This is a genomic window from Neolewinella antarctica, assembly GCF_011927835.1.
GTDB classification, from domain to species: Bacteria; Bacteroidota; Bacteroidia; order Chitinophagales; family Saprospiraceae; genus Neolewinella; species Neolewinella antarctica.
Genome location: NZ_JAATJH010000002.1, coordinates 1132582 through 1155076 on the forward strand (window position 1 = coordinate 1132582; position 22495 = coordinate 1155076).

Annotated in this window: 17 protein-coding genes; 10 read left to right on the forward strand and 7 right to left on the reverse strand. The window is 56.5% G+C overall.

Going from position 1 to position 22495, the window contains the following annotated elements:
• Positions 1–14 precede the first annotated feature (14 nt).
• Positions 15–1715 (forward strand): ArnT family glycosyltransferase, encoded by a 1701-nt coding sequence (locus GGR27_RS09750; RefSeq protein WP_168037223.1) that lies wholly within the window; start codon positions 15–17, stop codon positions 1713–1715.
• A gap of 479 nt (positions 1716–2194) precedes the next feature.
• On the opposite strand, the gene dinB is transcribed toward GGR27_RS09750, so the two are convergent.
• On the reverse strand, positions 2195–3328 hold the full coding sequence (dinB, locus tag GGR27_RS09755) for a DNA polymerase IV (RefSeq protein WP_168037224.1): 1134 nt from the start codon (positions 3326–3328) through the stop codon (positions 2195–2197).
• 521 nt (positions 3329–3849) lie between these two features.
• Between dinB and mnmA the strand changes: the two genes are divergently transcribed.
• From mnmA to GGR27_RS09775, 4 genes are all read left to right on the forward strand, one after another.
• Positions 3850–4956 (forward strand): tRNA 2-thiouridine(34) synthase MnmA, encoded by a 1107-nt coding sequence (gene mnmA / locus GGR27_RS09760; protein WP_168037225.1) that lies wholly within the window; start codon positions 3850–3852, stop codon positions 4954–4956.
• Between the two features lie 39 nt (positions 4957–4995).
• Complete coding sequence (locus tag GGR27_RS09765; RefSeq protein WP_168037226.1) at positions 4996–5652, forward strand: hypothetical protein; 657 nt, start codon at positions 4996–4998, stop codon at positions 5650–5652.
• Between the two features lie 37 nt (positions 5653–5689).
• Complete coding sequence (locus GGR27_RS09770; protein ID WP_168037227.1) at positions 5690–8284, forward strand: lamin tail domain-containing protein; 2595 nt, start codon at positions 5690–5692, stop codon at positions 8282–8284.
• 248 nt (positions 8285–8532) lie between these two features.
• Entirely contained in the window at positions 8533–10188 is a 1656-nt protein-coding gene (locus GGR27_RS09775; protein WP_168037228.1) for a caspase family protein, read from the forward strand.
• A 133-nt stretch (positions 10189–10321) separates the two neighbouring features.
• Here GGR27_RS09775 and GGR27_RS09780 read toward each other — a convergent pair whose 3' ends face one another.
• From GGR27_RS09780 to GGR27_RS09790, 3 genes are read right to left on the reverse strand one after another with little or no spacing between them, the layout of a single operon-like run.
• Positions 10322–11290 carry a CdaR family protein gene (locus GGR27_RS09780; protein WP_168037229.1) on the reverse strand — a complete coding sequence of 323 codons (969 nt, stop codon included), beginning with the start codon at positions 11288–11290 and terminating at the stop codon, positions 10322–10324.
• Positions 11256–11573, reverse strand: coding sequence for a preprotein translocase subunit YajC (gene yajC, locus GGR27_RS09785; protein ID WP_168037230.1), 318 nt, complete (start codon positions 11571–11573; stop codon positions 11256–11258). Before yajC ends, GGR27_RS09780 begins: the two co-directional genes overlap by 35 nt.
• A 4-nt stretch (positions 11574–11577) precedes the next feature.
• Positions 11578–12072, reverse strand: coding sequence for a DUF1573 domain-containing protein (locus GGR27_RS09790; protein WP_168037231.1), 495 nt, complete (start codon positions 12070–12072; stop codon positions 11578–11580).
• Positions 12073–12270: 198 nt separating this feature from the next.
• On the opposite strand from GGR27_RS09790, the gene GGR27_RS09795 reads away from it, so the two are divergent.
• Together GGR27_RS09795 and GGR27_RS09800 are read left to right on the forward strand one after the other, a co-directional pair.
• Entirely contained in the window at positions 12271–12750 is a 480-nt protein-coding gene (locus GGR27_RS09795) for a shikimate kinase (protein WP_168037232.1), read from the forward strand.
• A gap of 164 nt (positions 12751–12914) precedes the next feature.
• On the forward strand, positions 12915–14312 hold the full coding sequence (locus GGR27_RS09800; RefSeq protein WP_168037233.1) for a S8 family serine peptidase: 1398 nt from the start codon (positions 12915–12917) through the stop codon (positions 14310–14312).
• A 584-nt stretch (positions 14313–14896) separates the two neighbouring features.
• On the opposite strand, the gene GGR27_RS09805 is transcribed toward GGR27_RS09800, so the two are convergent.
• Positions 14897–16243: a dihydroorotase gene (locus GGR27_RS09805; protein WP_168037234.1), complete on the reverse strand. Its 1347-nt coding sequence runs from the start codon at positions 16241–16243 to the stop codon at positions 14897–14899.
• A gap of 239 nt (positions 16244–16482) precedes the next feature.
• On the opposite strand from GGR27_RS09805, the gene GGR27_RS09810 reads away from it, so the two are divergent.
• Entirely contained in the window at positions 16483–17133 is a 651-nt protein-coding gene (locus tag GGR27_RS09810; protein WP_168037235.1) for a hypothetical protein, read from the forward strand.
• A 101-nt stretch (positions 17134–17234) separates the two neighbouring features.
• On the opposite strand, the gene GGR27_RS09815 is transcribed toward GGR27_RS09810, so the two are convergent.
• Together GGR27_RS09815 and GGR27_RS09820 are read right to left on the reverse strand one after the other, a co-directional pair.
• The gene (locus GGR27_RS09815; RefSeq protein WP_168037236.1) at positions 17235–19688 is read right to left on the reverse strand and encodes a zinc-dependent metalloprotease; all 2454 of its coding nucleotides are present in this window, start codon (positions 19686–19688) and stop codon (positions 17235–17237) included.
• Between the two features lie 386 nt (positions 19689–20074).
• Positions 20075–20692, reverse strand: a complete 618-nt coding sequence (locus tag GGR27_RS09820; RefSeq protein ID WP_168037237.1) for a NifU family protein — start codon at positions 20690–20692, stop codon at positions 20075–20077.
• Between the two features lie 300 nt (positions 20693–20992).
• Between GGR27_RS09820 and GGR27_RS09825 the strand changes: the two genes are divergently transcribed.
• Entirely contained in the window at positions 20993–21865 is an 873-nt protein-coding gene (locus GGR27_RS09825; protein WP_168037238.1) for an outer membrane beta-barrel protein, read from the forward strand.
• A gap of 27 nt (positions 21866–21892) precedes the next feature.
• On the forward strand, positions 21893–22486 hold the full coding sequence (locus GGR27_RS09830; RefSeq protein WP_168037239.1) for a GNAT family N-acetyltransferase: 594 nt from the start codon (positions 21893–21895) through the stop codon (positions 22484–22486).
• The last annotated feature ends 9 nt before the right edge of the window (positions 22487–22495 follow it).

The following is a 22495-nucleotide window of genomic DNA, read 5'->3' on the forward strand; positions in this document are numbered from 1 at the left end:
TAGCTTAAAGCCCCATGCCCACCAAATCGATCTCCCCCTACTGGTTTCTCGCTACCTGGCTCCTCGTCAACTTCGTGCAGGCCGCCGCGTCGCCGCTGGACCCGGACGAGACCTACTACTGGATGTACGCCAGCCAGCTCGATTGGGGGTACTACGACCACCCGCCCGCCGTCGCGCTGCTGATTTCGCTGGGGAAGGACTGGTTGCCGGGGTCGCTCGGTTTGCGCTTCGGCCACGTGCTGGCTGCGGGGCTGACGATGGTTGGTCTGTGGTACCTGTTGGAACGCCCGCGGGGTAAATTACTCTGGTTGGCCGCCGGGCTCGCCTTCGCCCAGCCGCTGCTCAATGTCTACGGATTCATCGCTACGCCCGACGGCCCCTTGCTGCTCTTTACCGTACTTTATTTGCTCGCCTACCGCCGGTTTCTGGAAGCGCCGAGCCTGGCCAACGGCGCCATCTGGGGGCTGACGATGGCCGGCGCGCTCTATTCCAAATACCACGGGGTGATGCTGATCTTTTTCTCCGTCCTGCCGCACGTGTTCTGGCTTATTCGCCAGCCCGGGGCGTGGGTGGCGGCGCTGGGTGGGGCGGCGCTGTACTTTCCGCATCTGTACTGGCAGTACACAAACGACTTTCCTTCTTTCCGCTACCACTTGCAGGGGCGCAACGACGCTTACGAGCTGCGGTTTACGGTGGAGTACGTGCTGAATCAGTTAGGGATATTCAGCCCGTTTTTGTTCTGGTACTACGTGAAAACCTTTTGGCAGGATAACGGCCGTAGCGACCGTTTTGTCGTTGCGAACCGCTGCTTGGTTGCCGGTTTTCTCGGCTTTTTCCTTTGTCTCACGATCAAAGGCCACGCCGAGGCACACTGGACGGCGCTGGTCAGCATCCCGCTCATCTACCTGACCTACCGGGCTACCCGTGACCGATTTCCGGAGTGGGAGAAAGGGATTTGGCGGATGGCTGTGGTCACCATCGGTATCCTTTGTGTGGCGCGATTGCTTCTGCTCGCCCCGCGCGAGTGGCTGCCATTCGACAAGCCTTTCGATCACCAGCCCTGGACGGAGCGGCTGGCCGCCGAAGCGGACGGTCTGCCGGTGATGGTCGAGAACAGCTACCGCCTTTCGTCCCTCTACAACTTCTACACCGGCCAGCCCGCCTGGACGATGACGAACGTCGACTACCGCCGCAACCAGTACGACCTTTGGTACGGCGACTCGCTTTTTCACGGGCGGGAAGTACTCGTAATGGGGCAAAGCAACTGGAGGGTGCCAACTGGGGAGCCATTCCGGACTGCTAAGGGGAGCATGTTGCTGAAGCGAGTCAAGAATTTTCAGGTGCTGAAGGGAATCAAGCTGGAGGTGACCGGGCTGAGCGATACGCTGGCAACCGGGACGGACGTAAACATTGCCGCCACGGGGTTCCTCCCGCTGAATACGGGCGTACGGGCAGTGGATTTTACGACCGCCCAGGCACCGACGATCTACGCAACGGTTTATCCTTCGGACAACACCAGGGCGCTACATTTTGTGGCGCAGCCGCGGGTGCCGGGTATGTTGGAAGGGGAGCAAACGTACCTCTACCGAGGCCCCCTAAAACTGCCCACAAACCTACCCATCGGCCCGGCTAAAATAGAATTCGGACTTGCCTACCCGGGCATGCCACCGCTGATGGGCATGAGCCCTACCTACGAAGTCGTGCTAGAAAATTGATCGCAGCGCCCCGCCCGGAGGCCTTTATGCCGTTGCGTGGTGTGTTGCCCCCTGTGTTTGACCTTACGCAGAATGATCTTTCTAGTCGTAAACGGAGCAGAACACAAAAGACACAGAAAGAGGACACAAGCACAAAACGGTGTGAGTACGCTGATTTCACTAGCTTCTGCTTTATGCTTTTTTTCTTCCTTTTGTGCTTATGCGTTAAAATTAATCTTCAGTGCTCGATAATTATACCAAATGTGCAAGATTCAGCTACTAATTAATGTTACGCAGATTATTTCGCCACAAAAGCACAAAAATCGGTGTACGGCTACGCCGAAGCACCGTTTACTTATTCTTGTGTGCTTTTGTGTTTATGTGGCATATCCCGTTGCGTAAGGTCAGTTACTAATTTAAACTTCCCCCTTTAGTTTGCCCCGCCGTACTCCGTGCTCTTTCCTCTATATTCTTTCCTCTTCCCTCCAACCTTCCCCCCCTCAAGCCTTCAAAACCGCCCCCGCCCCAAACCGCTTCCGCACTTTATCTAACGCCACCATCAGGTTATTGTCCTCCTGCGTATCGTTGAAAAGGTCAAGCTGCGTGTGCCCCCCGGCCAGGCGGTCGAAACGAATGCCGATGAGCCGGATGCACTGCCGGCGGGTAAAGAGACGGTTGAACAGTTTTTCCGCCACCGGCAGAAGCTGCTGGTCGTGGGCGGTGACCTTGACGCGCTGGCTACGGGAATAAGTATTGAAATCGGTGTACCGAATCTTGACCGTCACCCCGGCGGTAAGCTTGCCGGCCGCGCGCATATCGTAGCTAAGCTTCATGGTCATGTCGCGCAGTTGGCGGCGGAGGAAGTTTACGTCGATCGTGTCCGTCTGGAAAGTGTGCTCGGAGGAGAAAGACTTGCGCTCGGTGTAGGGCACGACCGGCCGGTGGTCGATGCCGTTGGCGCGGCGGTGAATCTCGCGGCCGGGCTTACCGAATTCGCGCTCCAGTAGATCTACCGGTACCTGACTGAGGGTGCCCGTTTTACGGATGCCCAGGAGACTTAACTTCCGGGCCGTCTCCCGACCGATCAAAGGAATTTTCCGGACGGGTAGGGGAGCGAGGAACAACTTTTCCTTCCCCTGCTCCACCCAGCCGGAGCCGTTGGGTTTCGCCTCGCCCGCCCGTACTTTTGAAACGAGCTTGTTCACGGCGAGACCAGCCGATACGGGTAGGCCAGTTTCCTTAAGTATTCGCTCGCGCAACTCTTTGCTCCACTGAAGGCAGCCGATATACTTGTCCATCCCCGAAATATCCACGTAGAACTCATCGATCGATGATTTCTCGAACACGGGTCCTTCCTCGGCAATGATTTCCGTGATGATGGCCGAATGCTTCTCGTAATCCTCATAATCCCCCCGCACCACCTTCGCCGATGGGCAGCGCCGTAATGCGATCGCCATCGGCATCCCCGAGTGAATCCCAAAGTGCCGGGCCTCGTAACTACAGGAGGTCACCACCCCCCGCCCGCCCAGACCACCCACGATGAGCGGCCGGCCGATGAGCTTACTATTCTTTTTGATCTCTACGGAAGCGAAGAACGCGTCCATATCCAGGTGGAGGATGGCCTTTTGAAACATTATGTTGGTGTAAGTCGAGTGAGTAGGGACATCTCTAAATGGCCGGGAAAACAACAAATTTGTAAACAGGCGAGCGAACTAGCAACTATATGTTGTAAAAGTAGCTCGTGTTTGTTGAAATGGGAACTTTTTGTGTTTAAAATGTGGTGTAAAGATTCTGGGAATCTCAAATTTCCTTTTAACACGTAAGCCACAATGCACGAAGTACTGCGTAGCAAACCACGGAAAACACAAAAAAGAAAGAAACAGAATCAAACTTCCTGAAATCTCGCCTACCGCCTACCGCCTACCGCCTACCATCCTAAAAACCCTGCACCCGCGACCGCGCCCAAAATCAAACGCGAAACTAAAAATCTACCCAAAGCATTATTGGCTACACACCTCCTATCCTCTTCATCCTCCTATACCTCCTCCTCTTCCTCTGGAAATGGCCCCGACTAAGTCGGGGCCGGAGGTAAAAGAAACACTACCTTTACACCCCATTTGGCAAGGCCCTTCAACCTTAGCGAAATCCCCCTACCATGAGCAAACTAGGCAGAGTACTCGTCGCGATGAGCGGCGGAATAGATTCAACCGTCACGGCCATGATGCTCCACGAGCAAGGCTACGAAGTCGTCGGCATCACCATGAAAACCTGGGACTACGCCAACTCCGGCGGCTCCAAGAAAGAGACCGGCTGCTGTAGCCTGGACTCGATCAACGATGCCCGCGCCGTGGCCGTCCAGATGGGTTTCCCCCACTTCATCATCGACATCCGCGACGAGTTCGGCGACCACGTGATCGATAACTTCGTCGACGAATACATGGCCGGCCGCACGCCCAACCCCTGCGTACTTTGCAACACCCACATCAAGTGGAGCGCCCTGTTGAAACGCGCCGACGCGATGGACTGCGAATTCATCGCCACGGGCCACTACGCCCAACTCAACCACGCCGCCGAGACTGGTCGCTGGAACGTCCGGAAATCAGCCGATGACCACAAAGACCAGTCTTACGTCCTCTGGGGGCTGAGCCAGGAATGCATGGCCCGCAGCCGCTTCCCCCTCGGCCACATGACTAAGCCGGAAGTGCGCCAACTCGCCTACGACTGGGGCTACGAAGAACTGAGCAAAAAAGCAGAAAGCTTCGAGATCTGTTTCGTACCGGATAACGACTACCGGGGCTTCCTGAAGCGCCGCGTACCGGAGCTGGAAGCGCAAGTCGCCGGCGGCAGTTTCGTCTCCACGACCGGTGAAGTGATGGGTAAGCACGAGGGCTATCCATTCTACACCATCGGCCAGCGAAAGGGTCTCGGTATCGCTTTCGGCGAACCGATGTACGTCACCGAAATCAACGCAGCGACCAACCAGGTTACCCTCGGCCGAGTCGATGATTTGATCCGGAACGGCATGTCGGTCGGCGGTATGACCCTACAGAAATACGCCACGCTACCGGAAAACGGGCTGGAGCTCATCACGAAGGTGCGGTACAAGGACAAGGGTACGCTCAGCCTCGTCGAGCAACTTTCGCCGGACCTGGCGAGTATCGAATTCTACGCCAACGTGCGGGGTGTTGCGCCCGGGCAGAGCGCCGTTTTTTACGAAGGTGACGACGTCGTCGGTGGCGGTTTGATTCACACCAGCCGGTAAACCTAACGTTCGATTTTTCCCCAATTAGATCAATTCAGTATGAAAGCTATCCACTATGCCCTGGCAGCGCTTTGCCTCACTTTCGTGATGTCCTGTCTCGACGCGGAGTGCCGCGATTGCGAAGCATTCAATTACGATGCGACGGTATTTAACCCCGACTTTGTCGCTAACGACATCGCCCTTCAGGATGCAGTGACGGACGACATCATCATCGTCGATTATTTGCAGTTACTTGCTTCTCCTACGCAAGAGTCGTGTGCCGCCGAGGTTGACAGTAGCAACGACGTACCCTGCGTGACCGTTGCTAACCTCTCATACCGCATCGATAGCCTCGGAATCGGTATGCAACTGGTGTTTGAAAGAAACGATCGGGCCGGTGAAGGATCTGTTGACCAGGTAGTTATGTCTTATGAGTTTGTGGGTATTACCGGTGAGGCATTTGTTCGGACCCACAGTTTGGAGATTGAGCCAGCGGTGGAGTACGTGGCCGACCGCGTGGTGCTGCTCGACACCATTACGCTCGGTGAGATCATTTATGAGGCGGTAATCGATCTTCGGCAACCGGAGACTGCGTTCGACGTTCTGGGCGACCGTTTACCCGCTTCCGGCCGCTTCACCAACGTGTACTTCAAAGAAGGGGTCGGCTTGTTGGGCCTGCGCAGGGTCGACGGGCGGGTGTTCTTCCGGGAAGACTAATCAGCCCGGCTTTCCGGAGCCTGTTTATCTTTAGGGGATGAAGTTACCCGGCCTGCTCCTCTCTTTTCTCATTAGTCTGCTCATCAGCCCCGTGGCAATCGCGCAGACGGTGGTGTCGGATGATTTTGCGGGCACGGAACTCGAGCCCCAGTGGTTCGGCGACCGGGGTGACTTTGTCGTCACTGACGGCCGTTTGCGTCTGGCCGCAGCGGGCGGCGGCACCTCCGTACTCTCCGTCGACTTGCCGGGTGGCCTTCCCCGCGCTACGTTGGACTCGTTTTCATTCGAATTTCTCGTTGACATGGACTTCGCTCCGTCTAGCGGTAATTTTTGTGCGATCGACATTCTCGGCGCGCGGCACACGGAGGACTTGGCAACCGGAATTTTTATGAAGTTCGGTGGCGTATCCGGCGACCAGGATGCCTGGACGGGGGAGGGATTGGAAGAAGGCGACATCAGTTTCGGTGAGTTCACGGGCGTGGCCGGTGCGCTCGGTACCGACCCCGCCACCGTGCGTTTTCGGGTGACTTACGATCAGGTGGCCGGCTGGCAATTTTTTGCGGATTATTCCGGAGGCACAAACTACGTGCTGCAGGGAACGCTGCGGGAGGGTTTTAACTTTGACCCGGCTACGATTCGGGTGACTTGCGCGTACACGGCGACGCGCTCCGACAAATTCAGTTTCGACGACTTCAACGCGTTCAAAACCCTCACCGAGGTTCGCGACGAAGAGGCGCCTACGATCGGAAGTGTAGCGGCCGTGGACAACCGGACGGTACGGATACTTTTCAACGAAGACGTCGAGCCGACGACGGTGGCCGATTACGTATTTTCCGAGGGTGAGAATGCGGTTACGGCGCTGAATCAGTTCCCGGGTGGGGTCGAACTAACGCTGGAAACCGCCCTCACCATCAGCGAGTCGTACGCAATCACGATCACCTCAATTAGTGACGCGGCCGGAAATGAGACTACTGACCTAGTCGCTGCCTTCACCTACGATCCGGTCATCCTCCCAACCGCCGAAAATCTGCTCATTACCGAGATTATGGTGGACCCCAGCCCGACGGTCGGCCAGCCCAACGCCGAGTACGTGGAGCTGTACAATGATTCCGATACGACCATCGGGGCGAATAATTTATTTATCGGTAGCGGCGGGACTTCGGTGGCGCCGCTCAACAACATCCGCATTGCCCCACGGAGTTACCTCGTGCTCGTACCCGACGAATTTGCGTTCACCTTCGACGCTAACGTTCAGCCAACTAACCTACCTGGCTTAACGAACTCCGGAGACAACATTAGCCTGTTATTGGGTGAGGATACCTTGGTGTCGTTTGACTACACGGACGCGTGGTACAACGACCCGGAACGTGACGAAGGTGGCTACTCCATCGAGTACACGGGGTTTACGGGCGCGGACGCGGGATGCAGTGGTCTCTGGCGAGCGAGCCTGGATGAAAGTGGCGGAACACCGGGCCGGGAAAACTCCGTAGTCAACCAACCGGCCGACACCGTTCCGCCCGTGCTTCAATCCACCAGCGTCGATGGAGACGGGGTTACGCTTGGTTTCAGCGAACCCCTAAACACCGCCGATCCGGATTTCTTCCTAACCCGGGGCGATACGGACGTTCCCCTCGGTGGCGTCACCACCCCGGACGGTGGCCGCACCTTCCGGCTGTCACCCCTCGACCAGCTTGAGACCGGCGTTGTGTACACCCTCGAACTCCCCGTCGTATCCGACTGCGTCGGTAACAAAACGGACGCCCGCGCGATCACCCTTGGCATTCCCGATAGCGTAGCCCCCGGCGACGTAGTCATCAACGAAGTACTGTTCAACCCGGCAACGGGCGGTAGTGATTTCGTAGAACTGTACAATTGCTCCGAGAAAATATTCCAGATCGAGGGTTGGACGCTCGCTAATACCCAGACTACCAACGGCAGTCAGGAAATAATGGCCAGTCGGCTATTTCTCCCCGGTGAGTTCCTGGTCCTTACGCCCGACCCGGAAGATCTTATCGCTCGCTACCGTAACGTGGAGCCCGCCCTACTCGTCGAGCAACCCCTTCCCGGACTCAGTAACGATGCGGGTAACGTGACCGTCTCCGCAAACGGTACCGTCCTCGACGCTTTCGACTACACCGACGACCTCCACTCCGAACTACTGGACGACCGGGACGGTGTTAGCCTCGAACGGCTGCGCTACAAAGTGCCCACCAACGGCAGTAATAATTGGTTCAGCGCCGCTTCGGTCGAGGGCTACGCGACGCCCACCCGGCCCAATTCTCAACTGCGGGATATCGACCCGGGCGTAGGAGCCGATCGGGTATTTTCGCTCCCCACCAAAACGTTCAGCCCCGACGAAGACGGTTTCGAGGACTTTCTCGAAATTCGGTACCAAGACGTTCCCGTCGGCTTCCTCGCCCGCATCCGCATTTTTGACGCACAGGGGCGCTTGATCCGTACGCTGCGCAACGTCGAGCTGCTCGGGACGGAAGGTGGCCTGCGTTGGGACGGCGCGAACGACGACGGGCGGCCGGCCAGGGCGGGCGCCTACGTGCTGTTCGTAGAGTTGATCAATCCGGACGGGCCGGTAGCGGAGGAAAAACTGGTGGCGGTGTTGGCGGCGGAACGGTAGCAGACGGAGGGGAACGAACGACGGGCTAACCGGTCGGTGCTTTTTACAATAAAACCCGGTAAGCTCGTGCTCCTGCGGTTTTGTGGTTGACCGTGGCGTATTCAATATCGCCGGAACCATCCAAGTCAGTTAATAAAATTAATTGGTCCCAAACGGCATCGGTTGGTCGCGCAAACAATTTTTTGGCGCCGAACCGGCTTATAGACCCTACTATTTACAACAACTTACTGACTAACCCGAAACGGACGATGCGTTACCTACTAACCCTGGCTTTTGCCACGTGCACCCTGCTCCTATCCGCACAACCCGGCACCTGCGTCCGCGGCAACTGTGAAAACGGAAACGGAAAATTTCAGTACAACGACGGTGCCTACTACGACGGCGACTTCCGGAAGACAACATTCCACGGCGAGGGGCTACTGCGCTACGCCGACGGTGGGCTGTTCGCGGGCAACTGGGCGGACGGACTGCAACACGGCAAGGGGCGCATGACCCAGGGCGACGGCACGGAATATTTCGGCTACTTCCACCGGGGCCAACGCCAGGGGAAGGGGACGATTACTTTCCCCGACGGAAACCGGATCGTCGGCAACTGGCTGGCTAACCAAGTAACCGGCGCGGGTGAATTCCACTTCGCGAACGGTGATTTTTACCGGGGCCAGATCGTCGACGCGCAATTGCAAGGGCAGGGCACGATGGACTACAACAACGGCGATCGCTATACCGGCCACTGGAAAAAATCGGCCCGCGATGGCTTTGGTAAGATCGTATTCGAAAACGGCGGCCAACTCGAAGGCACCTGGGCCGGTGATGATTTTCAGGCCGACTGGACCCAGCTCGGCTTCCGGGGCGACGTCCAAAACCTACCCGATTGTCGCGGTGGCTGCCCGGCTGGCGATGGTAAAATCGTGTATCCGGACGGAAAAATATATGCTGGCGCAGTGGTCAATAATCGCCCGGCCGGTAACGGCACCGTCACGTACCCAAGCGGCAACATCTACTACGGCGGCTTCATCAACGACCAGCCCGAAGGACTCGGCCTGATGCACTACGCCGACGGACAAATGCACGGCGGCATCTGGGCGAAGGGCCGGACCTACCGCCGCTTGTTCACCGCCACCGGCCGCCCGGCACGCAAAATCGCGCCCGATTACGACGAGGCCGTCAAGGTGTGGGCCGTCGTCGTCGGTGCCGCTCGCTACCGCCACTTGCGGACGCTGAAGTACACGGACGACGATGCCTACCACCTCTACGCCTTCCTCAAATCCGTAGAAGGCGGCGCGCTGCCCGACGAGCAAATTAAAATCCTGATCGACGAGGACGCCACCCAAGCCAACATCAACCTCGCGATGCACGATATCTTCCAGCGGGCGGACGAAAACGACGTGGTGCTGTTCTACTTTTCCGGTCACGGTCTCCCCGGGGCCTTCCTCCCCGTCGACTACGACGGCGTCAACAACCGCCTGGAACACTACCAACTGCGCGACGCACTCCTGACCAGCCGCGCCAAGCACAAACTGGTCATCGCCGACGCCTGCCACAGCGGTAGTCTGGGCGGGACGGAAGAAAATGCATTCGCCGCAAAGAACGGCGGGGCGGGGGAGGCCCTGCAGGCTTACTACCAAGGCTTAGAAACCGCCCGCTCTTCCACGGCGCTGTTGCTTTCCAGCAAAGGCGAAGAGATTAGCCTGGAAGACGGCGGACTCCGCTCGGGCATCTTTAGCCATTACTTGATCCGGGGCATGAAGGGGGAAGCGGACCAAAACGCCGACCGGTTAGTCTCCATCGACGAGCTGTTTGGCTTCGTCCACCGGGAAGTACGCCGGTACACGGGGAACATCCAGACACCAACGCTAACGGGCGTTTACGACGGCTTGATGCCGGTGGCGGTGGTGCGGCGGTGAGTCCGCCAGTTACACATCCGATGACCACGAAGTAGCAGCGAAGCTAGAACTGACTAATTTTAATTCGGCATCTCAAGGAAGTACTTACCAGCCTACTGCCTACCAGCCTACCGCCTCTCTCCCTACCGCCCACTCACTGCATCCCATAATAAGTAACCACCCCCAGCGCCAAAAAAGCACTGACCACCTCCTTCGGCTGCTCCACCAATACCAGGGGAAGACTTGGCGAAAAGCTTCCGTCCCGCATCGTGCCCACGTCCGCTACCACCCGAAACTCCTGCGCCGTCACCCGGTCGAAAGCCGATTGCGGCAAGCTGACTTTGATATCTACGGTTGCCGGCGTCAGTTCGTAGCGCTGCCCCGCCGGGGCGTTGACGACCGTGATCGGTACGTTAATGATGCGCTCGATGAAGGGCTCGGAACGCACGCTAAAAAGCACGTCCCGGTTGCCGAGCGTGATGCCCTGCTTTGGTTTGACCAAGTTAATTTGAGCTTCCGCGCGGCCATTTAGCGCGGCGATGTCGAGTGGGGTCGTCGCCCAGGATTCGATGGTATCCAGCACGTCGTTGGCCGCGTTGATCGTGACGCTGTCCGGAGAGAGGTAAAGCGAATCCACGATCAAAAAGCCCGCCTGCGGCTGCACGGTGATATTGGACCGGATGGGGACGCGCTTACCCGCCAGGGGAGTAGTCAGGATGGGGACCGACTCGAAGTCCAGGTAGTCGACCCTGATGGAACCGCTGGATAAGCTGCGGCGAATCTGCTGCTGCAGTTCATCCCGGCTGAGGCGGGACCGATCGGGGTCACGCACGTCAACCGTCACGCGCACGGGCCCGGGCCGTAAGCTTTCCCAGATTAAGGACCACCCGCTGCCGGTGAGGTCCGTCTCGATGTCACCGGGCATTTCGCTGATGAGCACCCGTTCGGGGTCCACTAAGTAAGTGAGTTCTACCTCCCGGCTAATCGTATAATCCTGACTGAGGTTAAGGATGAGCCAGAAGATGAACGCCGCGCCGACACAAATAGCGAAGACCTGCCGGTCCGTCTCCGCCATTTTTTGCCAGGGGTTATTGCTTATCCACGTCCGTAGGGAAGATAGCATCGGTCAGGTCTTTTGAGATGGCGTTTCTGGTAACCCGAATGTACGTTTTGTTACCTACGTTGAGGGTGATGATCTTATCGTCGATCTTGTCGATGTGGCCCAGGATGCCGCTGGCGGTAACGACCTGGTCGCCCTTCTTCAGGTCGTCGGCAAAGGCGGTTTGCTCTTTCGCTTTCCGCCTTTGGGGGATGATCATGAAGAAAATAAGCACGACCAACATGGCGGCCATGAAAAGTCCGTTCGTCAGCAGGCCGCCGTTGGCCTGGAGCAATAATGTCTGCATAATATTATTTTTTTGTGACCCGCCCGCTGACGTAAAGGGTCGTTTCGGCGGGGTAAGTGTTTGCGGTAATGATCACGGGTTTACGCTGGAGCCCGCTTTTATTTTTGGTGTCAAAGGCTACGGAAATAACGCCCGACTCACCCGGTTGGACGGGCGCCTGCGGGTAACTCGGTACCGTACAGCCGCAGGTGCTACGCGCCGTGGCGATCAACAGTGGTACCCGGCCGCCGTTAACGAAGGTAAATTCGTGTTTCACCACCGCGCCGGCGTCAACTTCACCGAATTCGTAAATACCTTGTGCGAAATCTAACTTCGCCACGTTGACGCTATCTAATTCCCCGTGATCGACTGGTAGGCGGATCATGGCGGCGTTCGGTCCGAGTTCTTCCACGTCAGCATCGCTGGGCGCGGACGCGGGTGCCGCGCAAAACTGTAGGAGCAAAGCCAATGGGGCAACACCCACCAACGACCGCAACAATTTCTTAGGGCACCGAGTCATGAAGCTGAGTTTCGACTGGCGAAGGTAGCAATTAGCCCGGAGTCTGTTAGTACTCACTCAACCAGATCACAAACACAAGAACGCAACCGTAGGCTACTTTAATAATTTCAACCTCCAATCATCAAACCAAAGACCAAAGACTCAGGACCCAAGACTTCAGACCAAAGACCACCCCTCCCCGTCTACCTAACCGGCTTCATGGGCTCCGGCAAATCGCATACCGGCAAAGAACTCGCAACCCACCTGCGATTACGGTTTGTTGATTTGGACGACGAGATCGAGCGCCTGGCCGGATGCTCGGTCAGTCAAATCTTTGCGGAGCACGGCGAAGAAACCTTCCGGGAGCTCGAAGCCCGGGCCCTGCGTAGTTTTGCTGGCTCAGGAGTCATCATCGCCACGGGCGGGGGAGCACCCTGCTTTCACGACGGGATGGCCTACATGAACCAGACCGGTATTACCATCTTCCTCGATCCGTCCACGGAAATACTCATTGCCAGACTTTCCGACGGCCGCGGCCACCGCCCCCTCCTGCAGTCCGAAACCAACCTCCGCGAGCTCGTCACGAATAAGTTAAGCGCCCGCCGACCCACTTACGAATGCGCCCAAATTCACCTCCACTACGCCGATCCCAAGTTCGACGTCACCGGCTGGCTGACCAAACGTCTCGACAACTACTAGCGTAAATACTAGGTTGTAGCCAGGAGAGCGTTCAGTTGCTCGCCACCGTGCCGTTGTTGTCAGTGATCTTAGATCCACAAAGTAGACAAGCAGTAACCACAAAAATCACTCCCGCAGAGGTACACTTGGTCCCTCGCACGTTAAAAAACCAGCCCCCCCGCTAAATGAAATCATTCTTCCTCGTACTCGCCGTAGTAATGGTGACCGTTAATCTAACCGCCCAGGACCGTACCGAAACCGGCATGTACTTCGTCGGCTTCTCCGATAAAACCGGCAGCGCCGGAATTCTCGACAATCCTGGTGCCTACTTGTCCGAAAAGGCGCTGTTGCGGCGCGCGCGCCACGGCGTCACGGTCACCGAAACGGATCTGCCGTTACCAGGGAGCTACGTAAACGGCGTGAAGGCAACCGGCGTAAAGCTCTGGTTGCGCAGTAAGTGGATGAACGGTGTTGTAGTCGCCGCGGCCGGGCCACAACTCGACCAACTCCGCTCACTTGCCTACGTCGATACCGTCTATTACGTCGCACCGGTGCAGTACGACCGCCTAGCGGAAGAACCCACCATTCCCTCTCTGGACCACCCCGCGCCGAATATCGGGACGATCCCCGTCAACGAGAACTTCTACGGCTACGGCTGGCGAAACATCGAAGCGATGAAGGGCGATAGCCTGCACGTCTGGGGCTTTCGGGGCGACGGCGTTACCGTCGGTGTTCTCGACGGTGGTTTTCCCAATGTCGGCTACAAATACTTCCTCGGTTACGAAGACGAGGCAACCATTCCCGCCAACTACGACATCGTTCAGCAGGATAGCACGGCCCTCGATGGCTCCACTCACGGCGCGACGGTACTTAGTACCATGGCTACCTTCCGCCCCTTCCTTTTCGTCGGCACCGCCCCGGCCGCTCGGTACGTGCTGTTCACCACCGAAAACAGTGAGGGGGAACACCGCCTCGAAGAGATCAACTACGCCGTAGCCCTCGAGATCGCGGATAGTGCCGGTGTCGACATCGTCAACAGCTCCCTCGGGTACACGACTTTTGGCGAAAAGGGCATGAATTACGTCTACGAAGACCTGACGGGTAAGAAAAGCCCGGCCAGCATCGCCGCCAGCCTCGCCTTCGAGCGCGGAATGATTGTCGTCACGAGCGCCGGCAACTCCGGTAGCGACCCCTGGAAATTTATCAGCGTCCCCGCCGACGCCGAAAATATCTTCGCCATCGGTGCGCTGAACAGCGACGGGAGCCGCGCCTATTTCAGCAGTATCGGACCCACCCCGGATGGCCGGATCAAGCCGGACGTAAGCGCTCTCGGAGTAGAGGTAACGGCGATGACCGCATCGGGTAGGGGCGTTACCGGAGCTAACGGAACCAGTTTGGCCTCTCCGTTAGTGACTGGCTTACTGGCCTGTCTGATTCAGGCCGTTCCCGGAGCGACGAACCGCGAAATACTCGACGCCGTGCGCGCTACCGCCGACCAGGCCGCGGCACCGGACAATGAACGCGGTTACGGTCAACCCAACTTCGCGGCGGCCTACCGCTACCTGATGCAGGCACGTAAGTAGTTTGTTAGACAATTGTGCGGGTAGGCGTAGTAGATTTTTGGCCAGAATTTGAGCGTCAAAAAAATGACCATAGTTGCCGCTTAAGAAAATATTACTATAATTATGAATATTTATAGTAATGAATATCAATATGTTAAGCAAAATATTTAAACCTTGTCGTAAATAGCTAATTCGGACAAAACTAGCTTATTCGTTTGTGAATTTGCTCCGCGTTGGTTAATTTTACGTACGGTCGCTTCGCAACCAAGCTTTTGCTTAGTCGTTGTCTTTTTATTGACCCACCCAAGATTTTTTTTATTTGGTATCAGTAAGTTGAAACGAGCCCTGGCAGTACGCTGTCAGGGTTCTTTACGTCAGGGACTTACGTCATCCTCAAATTTTGGGGTGGTCCCCACGCGAATTTAGCGGTACGCCACTTGATTTTGGGAGAGATGCGCCTTAAATAGCTAGCGGGGCGGGTGCCGCGGTGAAACGAGACGAATATTGTCTGACCCGACCGCACGTTAATACGGAGGTGTTAACGTGAAGCACTTTCGTTACTATTCTACTCGTACGTCAGCCAGGAAGAGGTACTGACGCCCGTGTCAATCCCGGGCAAATAACAACCGCTCCCCCCGTTGTTCCTCGAAGAATAAGCCCCGGTCATAAACCAGGTGGCCGGAGACGATCGTCTGACGGACCCTCCCTTTAAACGTATTTCCTTCCAGTGGCGACCACCCGCCTTTGTAGAACACGTTGTCGGCCGTCACCGTCCAGTCCGTAGACGGGTCGTAGATGACTACGTCAGCCCACATGCCTTCGTCCAAGTAGCCACGGCGGTCGATCTCAAAACAGACGGCCGGGGCGTGGCACATTTTTTCGACGATCTTTTCCAGGGTAATCTCGCCCCGCTGCTCGATGACCATCATCATGTCGAGTGCGTGCTGGACGAGCGGCAGGCCGCCGGGGGCTTTGAAGTAATCGTCGCTGGCTTTTTCTTCAAGCGTGTGGGGTGCGTGGTCGGTGGCGATAACGTCGAAATGATCGTCCAGTAGTGCGGGGAGGAGCGCGCTGCGGTGACGTTCCGCTTTGATCGCCGGGTTACACTTGATCTTGTTGCCGAGCGTAGCGTAATCGTCGGCGTTGAACGTGAGGTGGTGGACACAAACTTCGGCGGTGATTCGCTTTTCCGCCAGCGGAATGTCGTTACGGAACAGGACAATCTCCTCCGCGGTGCTGATGTGCAGAATGTGTAGCCGGGTGTTGTGCCGCTTCGCCAACTCGATGGCCATACTACTACTCTTGTAGCACCCCTCGGGGGAGCGGATGACGGGGTGCTGGGCAACGGGGATGTTCTCGCCCCATTTTTCACGCGCTACGGCGGCGTTCGCCCGGATCGTTGCTTCGTCTTCACAGTGCGTAGCGATGAGTAAGGGGCTTTTGGCAAAGAGCGCGTCCAGCGCCACTTCGTTATCGACGAGCATGTTGCCCGTGCTGCTACCCATAAAAATCTTCAGGCCACAGATGTCTCTTGGGTTGGTGCGGACCACCTCATCCAAGTTATCGTTCGAGCCACCCATGTAGAAACTGAAGTTCGCGGGGCTGCAGGCGGCGGCGAGGTCGTACTTATCCTGTAGGAGCTCCTGCGTGAGGGTGTTCGGGACGGTATTCGGCATTTCCATCCAGGAAGTAGTACCACCGGCTACGGCCGCGCGGCTCTCGGTTTTGATGTTTGCCTTGTGCGTCAGCCCCGGCTCGCGAAAGTGGACCTGATCGTCCATGATGCCGGGGAGGACGTAGCAGCCATCCGCATTAATTTCTTTGTCTGCCCGGCGGGTGAGGTCGGCGCCCACCGCTTCGATAAATCCGTCCTTGATGAAAACATCCGCGGAAAATCTTTTACCCCGGTTGATGAGCGTTCCGCCCTTAATGAGAATGGTGCCTTTGCGCATGGTAGCTGAATTTTGGGCGAAGATAACACGCTCCGTAATCCTGGCCCTGCTCCACCACTAGCTGACTTTGCACCCGCGACCACGCCCATTTTAGTATAACTATAAATAGTTACCGCGGGCTTTAACGCGGCCTTAGTGTTGCGGGGCTGAATTTTAAGACGCCCGGCGTGCAACCTTTGACAAACGGCCACCGCCATTGTGGCTAAGAACCTTAAATACTAACTCATAACCACCAGACCATGAAACTTCTTCTACCCCTCGTCTGCTGCCTCTTCGGTAGTGGTCTTTTCGCACAATCCGGGCCAAACCCAAACCAACCCGTGCTGGCCTACCGGGCGGCCGAAACTACCTATGACGTCAAAGAATTCAAGAACCAGCGGGAGCGCACGCTGCTCGGTGACCTGGACCTAACCGGCCTCTGGGGTGGCCCCACCTACAACTATTCCATGTCCGGCGACGACTGGGCCTTCGTCCGCGGTGGCTTCGGTGGCCTGGAATTCGGCGAGACTTTCTTCCTTGGCTACGGTGGCTGGCAGAGTCGCGAAGATTTTAGCGTCGACGACAACCCGAGTGAAGGCAGCCGTTATAACTTCCGCCAGGGCGGACTGATCATGGCCTACAGCCCGGGCCGCGACAAGGCCATCCACCCCCGCTTCACTACCATCATCGGCCCCGGAAGCATCGACGTGGCGGGCGACGACTTCGACCGTGACCGGATGCTCATTGGCCAGGCAATGGCGGGGCTCGAACTTAATCTGTTCCAGATCCTGCGCCTCGGTATCGACGGTGGGTACCGCTTTGCAAATGGTGTGGAGACCGGAGGGATTACGGACCAGGACGTATCCGGTTTCGTAGTGCAGGTCGAAGCCCGCTTCGGGTTTAGCTGGTAGTAGGCGCTCGTACTAATAAACTGAAATTAGGAAAGGCCGTGAACTTGCGTTCACGGCCTTTCCGTAATGTGGTAGTCTGGTAAACTGACTAACTGAAAACCTTATCGAGCCACGTTGAACTTCGCACTTGCGGAGAAGCCTCCGTTTGCGTCCACCCGCAGGAAGTAGGTGCCCTGGGGGAGTGATTCGACGTCAAGCCCGAGTGATTGTTGGCCCTTTGCCAGCGGAGTGGTTTGGGTGATCACGGTGCGGCCGGTCATGTCAATCACGCGAACCCGGGCGTCGCCGGCGCTGGCAACCTCGACGGTCACGTTCAGTTCACGGCTCGCTGGGTTGGGGAACACGTTGATTTGCTGCTGCTCGATGAGCGAAGCCGTTTCGAATAGTTCGATGGGCTCGCCGTTAGCGGGTAGCAGCGCGACGCAGGAGGTGCCTTCGTAGATACGGATATTGCGGAAGAAACTGGTTGCGTTTTGCGGGGAGGAATCGTGATCGTTGGCGAACACCATTCGGTTGAACGCCCCCGTAAAGTAATCTCCTACCGGAATGGTAAAGGACTTCCACGTACCTAAGTCACCGGCCGTATAAGTATCAAAATCGCGTATTCCCCAATTTTGCGTACCGAACAGTTTGAAGGTTGTCGGGCTGGAAATACCATTATCGTTATCGAATCCGATGCCGTGAATTTCGCCCCTGGTGGTCGATCCGAAATCAAAAGTGATGACGGTGTTGGGTGTTACCGTGTAATTCAGGTTGATGTCCTTCCACGCATTGCCGGAGAGTTGAATCGATTCGGCACTCTGGACGGAAACCGTTCCGCGGTCCTGGTTGCCGCCGTAAGTGTTCGGTGGGTAGGTGTTGAAGTCTACGGTAGAACATACTGTCTCGCCACCACCATCGTCGCCGCCGCCGCCGTCACCCTGCACACAGATTTCGTCGCTGAAAGTAGTTGCAAATTGACTGCCCGTAGCTACGTCCGTGCCGCCAATGTTAACGGTGTAACTCCCGTTACCGTAAGCGCAACAGATACCGTCTCCGTACTCATCATTGATCGTAAAGGTGTAGCAACCGACTGGCAGGCAGAGATCGGTCACGTAAGTAGAGTTGATGCCGGTGTAAGGGCCTCCGCTAGCAACGGTCGCTCCGTTGGCGCTGGTTAGCGACCAAGTGGTCTCTGCGGGGTAGCTATCGGTGACGATCTTGATACTGCCCTCCGTATCCTCACAGGCCGGAGGCGTTCCGCCGCCACCACCGCCGTCACCCGGTGGGGTAGAGCAAGCGGTGAGACAGGATCCGTTAAAAGCGCGGTTGCGCATCAGATTACCCGGCTGGGTGCCGAAACCGAGGTTAAAGTTGACCCCCACGGAAGTGAGGTGACAGTAGCTCATGATGGTACCGCCGCCACTCGGGATCGGTGCCGATCCACAGTTACCTTCGGTGGGGTAACAGCCGTCAATTGGTGTACCGTTACCGTTCCAGGCACAGGCGTGGGTGTGCTGCGAACCAAAGTTGTGCCCCAGTTCGTGGGCCACGACGTTTACCGACCAACTGTAGGTAGGAACGTTCTCGAAGCGATTATCGATGGAACTAAAGCCGTAGGCGACGGAGGGCGAACAAAGCACGTTGACGTAGGCAATGCCTCCGCTGGCCTGAAAACCGATCAGGTGGGCAATGTCACCGTTGAAGGACGGGCGGTTGGCCTGGAAGTCGTCGAGGTGATTCCTGCTGGTTGACCCATTGTAGGGGTCGGCGGTCGTCCAGACGAACATCTCGCTCATCACGATATTGAGGCTCTCGTTAGCGTAAAGTGTAGCAACCTGGTTGAACAGACCGGTGATGAAAGCAGTCGTCCCGTTACCGCGCTGCGCGAAAATGCTGTTGTCCACTTCAATGTAAACGTTGACGCAGTTATTGGCGTCTTTTTCCGATACGTCAATATCGAGTAGGTCTTTCTGATTGTAGGGAAGGTTGGAATCCGGTGTTGCGCATTCACCCATGTCTACCGCGGGAAGGTCCTGGTCGTTGTAGAGGATGTGGTTCGTCTGGCCCTTGCCCTGGAGTTTGCCGAGCACGTAGTTGCCGGCACTGGTGGAAATGGTGGCGCTGACTTCGTTCTCAAAGATTGAGAGGGCAACGACACTATTCTTGTTATTCTCCAGTACGCCCCGGTAGTGCAAACCGAGACCTTCTTTAGTGTAGCCGCCATTGCCGCTTTCAACGACGCGGAAACCCGCGGCGAAGATATCGTTGAGGACTAAATTGACCCGGCCAAGGCCGCCGGGCAAAGCTAGTTGGAGCGCTCGCGGGGTACTTTTCTGGATCGCATCGAGGTCGGTCTCCGCAAGGGAGAAAACGGTGTAGTCGGCACCGACCTTATCGAGTTCGTCCACCGGGGCGGTGGATTTCTCGGTAACGAAGAGAGAGAAGGATGCTTCGAAGCCAGCGGCCGCCGTGACGGCTTCGACTTGGTCCGCGGGGCGGAGGGATTGGGCGTTCAGCCCGGGGGTTAGTAGTGCCGTGCAAAGCAGTACCAGTAAATAGTTAAATGAACGCATAGAAAGTGATTGGTTGTTACAAAGAGTGATGAGTTTCCACACTTCGCGGCGCGAAGTGCAGAGTTAATTCGACTTGAATCAAGCGCGTGTACTGGTTGGAAGAGAGGCTAATGGTGCGCCGAAAGTGCAAGAGATGTAGGCGCACGGTTTTTTCTAGAGAAGACCGCTGGATGAGCTCCAAATGTACAAAGAACTTATTACAGTATTTCGTTATTTGAAAAGTTTCTGCCGCGAAGTGTTGTTTGAGCCACAAAACTCCCAGCTTTTGTGTTTTGTTAGTGCCTAGTCACCTATTACCGGAAAGAACAATAGCAAAAGGGGCCGACGATGCAAGACCGTCGGCCCCTCGGCCACATTAAATAATGATTGATATTTCTAAATAAAGCCTAGCCCATTTCCTGGCGAACTTCCTTAACCTGCGGCATCATCCGCTTTAGCATGGACTCGATGCCGGATTTGAGCGTCACGGTAGAAGAAGGGCAACCGGAGCAGGAACCCTGCATGATGACCGTTACGATGCCCTCCTCGTAGCTCTTGAACTCAATATTGCCACCGTCCATCTCAACGGCGGGCTTGACGTAGGTATCGATCAATTCTTTGATCTGGTTGACGACCTCACCGTCCTCCTCACTGTACTCGTAGCTATCACCGCGCTCGACTTCAATGCGGGCGACTTCTTCGGCGAAGCCTTCCTTGATGATCGCTTTCTCATTCTGCAGGTAGTCCTTGATGAACTCCTTGAGTTTGAGCATGACGTCGTCCCAGGAGTAATTGAATTCCTTCGTCAGCGTGACGTAGTTGTTGGCGATGTAGACCTTCTTTACGTACGGGAAGTCGTAGAGGGCGGCGGCCAGTTCCGACCATTCGCGCGCGAAGTCTTCTTCTTTAAATTCGGCCGTGCCGTTGAACAGCATCCGGTTGGTGACGAATTTGAGGCTTTCGGGGTTGGGCGTTTGCTCGGTGTACAGTAGGACGGGGCGTTTTTTAACGGCTACTTCGCTCATGGTAATTTTTTTTTGGCGGATTAAAAGTCCGGTTCGGTTGGTAAACGTTCGTGGCCCGGAAGGGTTGAACGCCCGCAGTACTACCAACTACTCAACGTGGTTTGAACGATCAGGGCGTGGTCGCCCCGACTAAGTACGGGACTAGCTGGCGCGTCGCGGGTGCGGGGTAGGTTTGGCAAGTAGCAAATTTAGCCGGGCGAAGGCCTGGCGGGAGAATCTTACTTTTGCAACAACCGTTACCCCTTCAGTGCCCATCTTTGCGTTACTTATACGATTCCACATTCTCCAAGACATTCAGCTATGCGAATTCTGTACACCCTGCTCCTCACAACTCTGCTCTGCACCTGCGCCAGCGCCCAGGGATTTAGCGGCGGCTTCCGTGCTGGCCTTAACTTTATCACCAAGAGTGGTCCGCTGGAGATGAGCCCGGACGGAACGGATATTTACGAAACTGCCAACCGGACGACTGGCTTTCACATCGGTGCTACGTTCGCTTACGAAATCACCGACCTCGTCGGGGTGAAGGCCGACCTGATGTACAGCCAGAAGGGCTCCGAACTAACTTACGCGGGTCCCTCCTACTTTTACATCTACGACAGCAGGGAGGACGTGGAGGGTGAAATCTTTTTCGGTGACCTCAACGGCGAGCTCGACATCGTTAATAGCTACATCGACATCCCCTTCACCGCCTACTACAAGCTCGGCAACCTGGAGATCGAAGGCGGCTTCAGCGCCGGTTTGCTCATTAATTCCCGCGTAACCGGTGGCCTCAGGTACACCAACGTCGACCCCTTCCCCGGTTCGGAGTTCATCTTCAGCGTAAACGGTAATTACCTCAGTGACGAAGCCGGTGCCCGCAGCGTGACTAACGTAACGGACAACCCAATCTCCGGCTCTACCTTCGAACCCGACGGTATTGGCGCTTACTACAACAGCACCAGCGACGAAAATCGCTTTAACCGCCTCGAATTCGGTCTGATCGCTGGCCTGGCTTACTACCTCAATAACGGACTCTACGTCGGCGCACGTTACCAGTACGGCCTTTCGGACATCACCAGCGACGAAAACGATCAGCGCGTCACCGTCGACACCGATAACCCCGGCCGGTCATTTACTAACGACGATGAAGACTACACACGCTCCATTCAGGTCAGCGTCGGCTTCCGCTTCTAAACCGCCCGCACCAAGATTTCCCGCCCCTTGCCATACCGAGAACTACAAAGTCATCTTTTTACGATCGATACCGCGCTACTTACGCGGCAGTGCGTCATCCGCCGCTTCCGGGAAGGGGAGGGTGAGGTGCTATTCGGTCTCATCCGGGCGAGCCACGATTATCTGTACGATCACTATCCCGATTTACCGGAGTTGGTCGGGGAAGACAAACAGAAAGCCGAGGCTTTTGTCCGCCAACGCATTGCCGATTGGCTCCTACAGAAAAAATTTACGTTCGGCATCTGGGAGAACGAATCGACCGATTTGGTTGGGTTACTGCAAATTGACCACCTCAACTGGCGCATTCCTTCCGCCGAGATCAGTTTCTTTGTTCGGCCCGACCGCGCGGAGGAAATCCAACTTCTCGAAGTCGTCGCCCGCGCCGTTCGCTTCGCCTTTCGCCAACTGGAACTGGAAAAGCTGACCTACAAGGTCCTGTCCGACAATTTTGCCGGTCAGCGCCTGGCCCGCAAGGTCGGTTTCAGCCGGGAGGGCGACTTGCGTAATGAATTCCGGAAGGGCTCGGGCACGTTAGTCGATGGCCTCCGCTTCGGGCTGAGCCGCGAGACTTACGGCGAATAGCCACCAAAA

Coding starts and splice junctions, on each gene's coding strand:
- GGR27_RS09770 (WP_168037227.1), top strand. CDS start 5,690: ATGAAGTTACCCGGCCTGCTCCTCTCTTTTCTCATTAGTCTGCTCATC.
- dinB (WP_168037224.1), bottom strand. CDS start 3,328: ATGTTTCAAAAGGCCATCCTCCACCTGGATATGGACGCGTTCTTCGCT.
- GGR27_RS09765 (WP_168037226.1), top strand. CDS start 4,996: ATGAAAGCTATCCACTATGCCCTGGCAGCGCTTTGCCTCACTTTCGTG.
- GGR27_RS09810 (WP_168037235.1), top strand. CDS start 16,483: ATGAAACTTCTTCTACCCCTCGTCTGCTGCCTCTTCGGTAGTGGTCTT.
- yajC (WP_168037230.1), bottom strand. CDS start 11,573: ATGCAGACATTATTGCTCCAGGCCAACGGCGGCCTGCTGACGAACGGA.
- GGR27_RS09805 (WP_168037234.1), bottom strand. CDS start 16,243: ATGCGCAAAGGCACCATTCTCATTAAGGGCGGAACGCTCATCAACCGG.
- GGR27_RS09780 (WP_168037229.1), bottom strand. CDS start 11,290: ATGCTATCTTCCCTACGGACGTGGATAAGCAATAACCCCTGGCAAAAA.
- GGR27_RS09825 (WP_168037238.1), top strand. CDS start 20,993: ATGCGAATTCTGTACACCCTGCTCCTCACAACTCTGCTCTGCACCTGC.
- GGR27_RS09775 (WP_168037228.1), top strand. CDS start 8,533: ATGCGTTACCTACTAACCCTGGCTTTTGCCACGTGCACCCTGCTCCTA.
- mnmA (WP_168037225.1), top strand. CDS start 3,850: ATGAGCAAACTAGGCAGAGTACTCGTCGCGATGAGCGGCGGAATAGAT.
- GGR27_RS09815 (WP_168037236.1), bottom strand. CDS start 19,688: ATGCGTTCATTTAACTATTTACTGGTACTGCTTTGCACGGCACTACTA.
- GGR27_RS09750 (WP_168037223.1), top strand. CDS start 15: ATGCCCACCAAATCGATCTCCCCCTACTGGTTTCTCGCTACCTGGCTC.
- GGR27_RS09795 (WP_168037232.1), top strand. CDS start 12,271: ATGGGCTCCGGCAAATCGCATACCGGCAAAGAACTCGCAACCCACCTG.
- GGR27_RS09790 (WP_168037231.1), bottom strand. CDS start 12,072: ATGACTCGGTGCCCTAAGAAATTGTTGCGGTCGTTGGTGGGTGTTGCC.
- GGR27_RS09800 (WP_168037233.1), top strand. CDS start 12,915: ATGAAATCATTCTTCCTCGTACTCGCCGTAGTAATGGTGACCGTTAAT.
- GGR27_RS09820 (WP_168037237.1), bottom strand. CDS start 20,692: ATGAGCGAAGTAGCCGTTAAAAAACGCCCCGTCCTACTGTACACCGAG.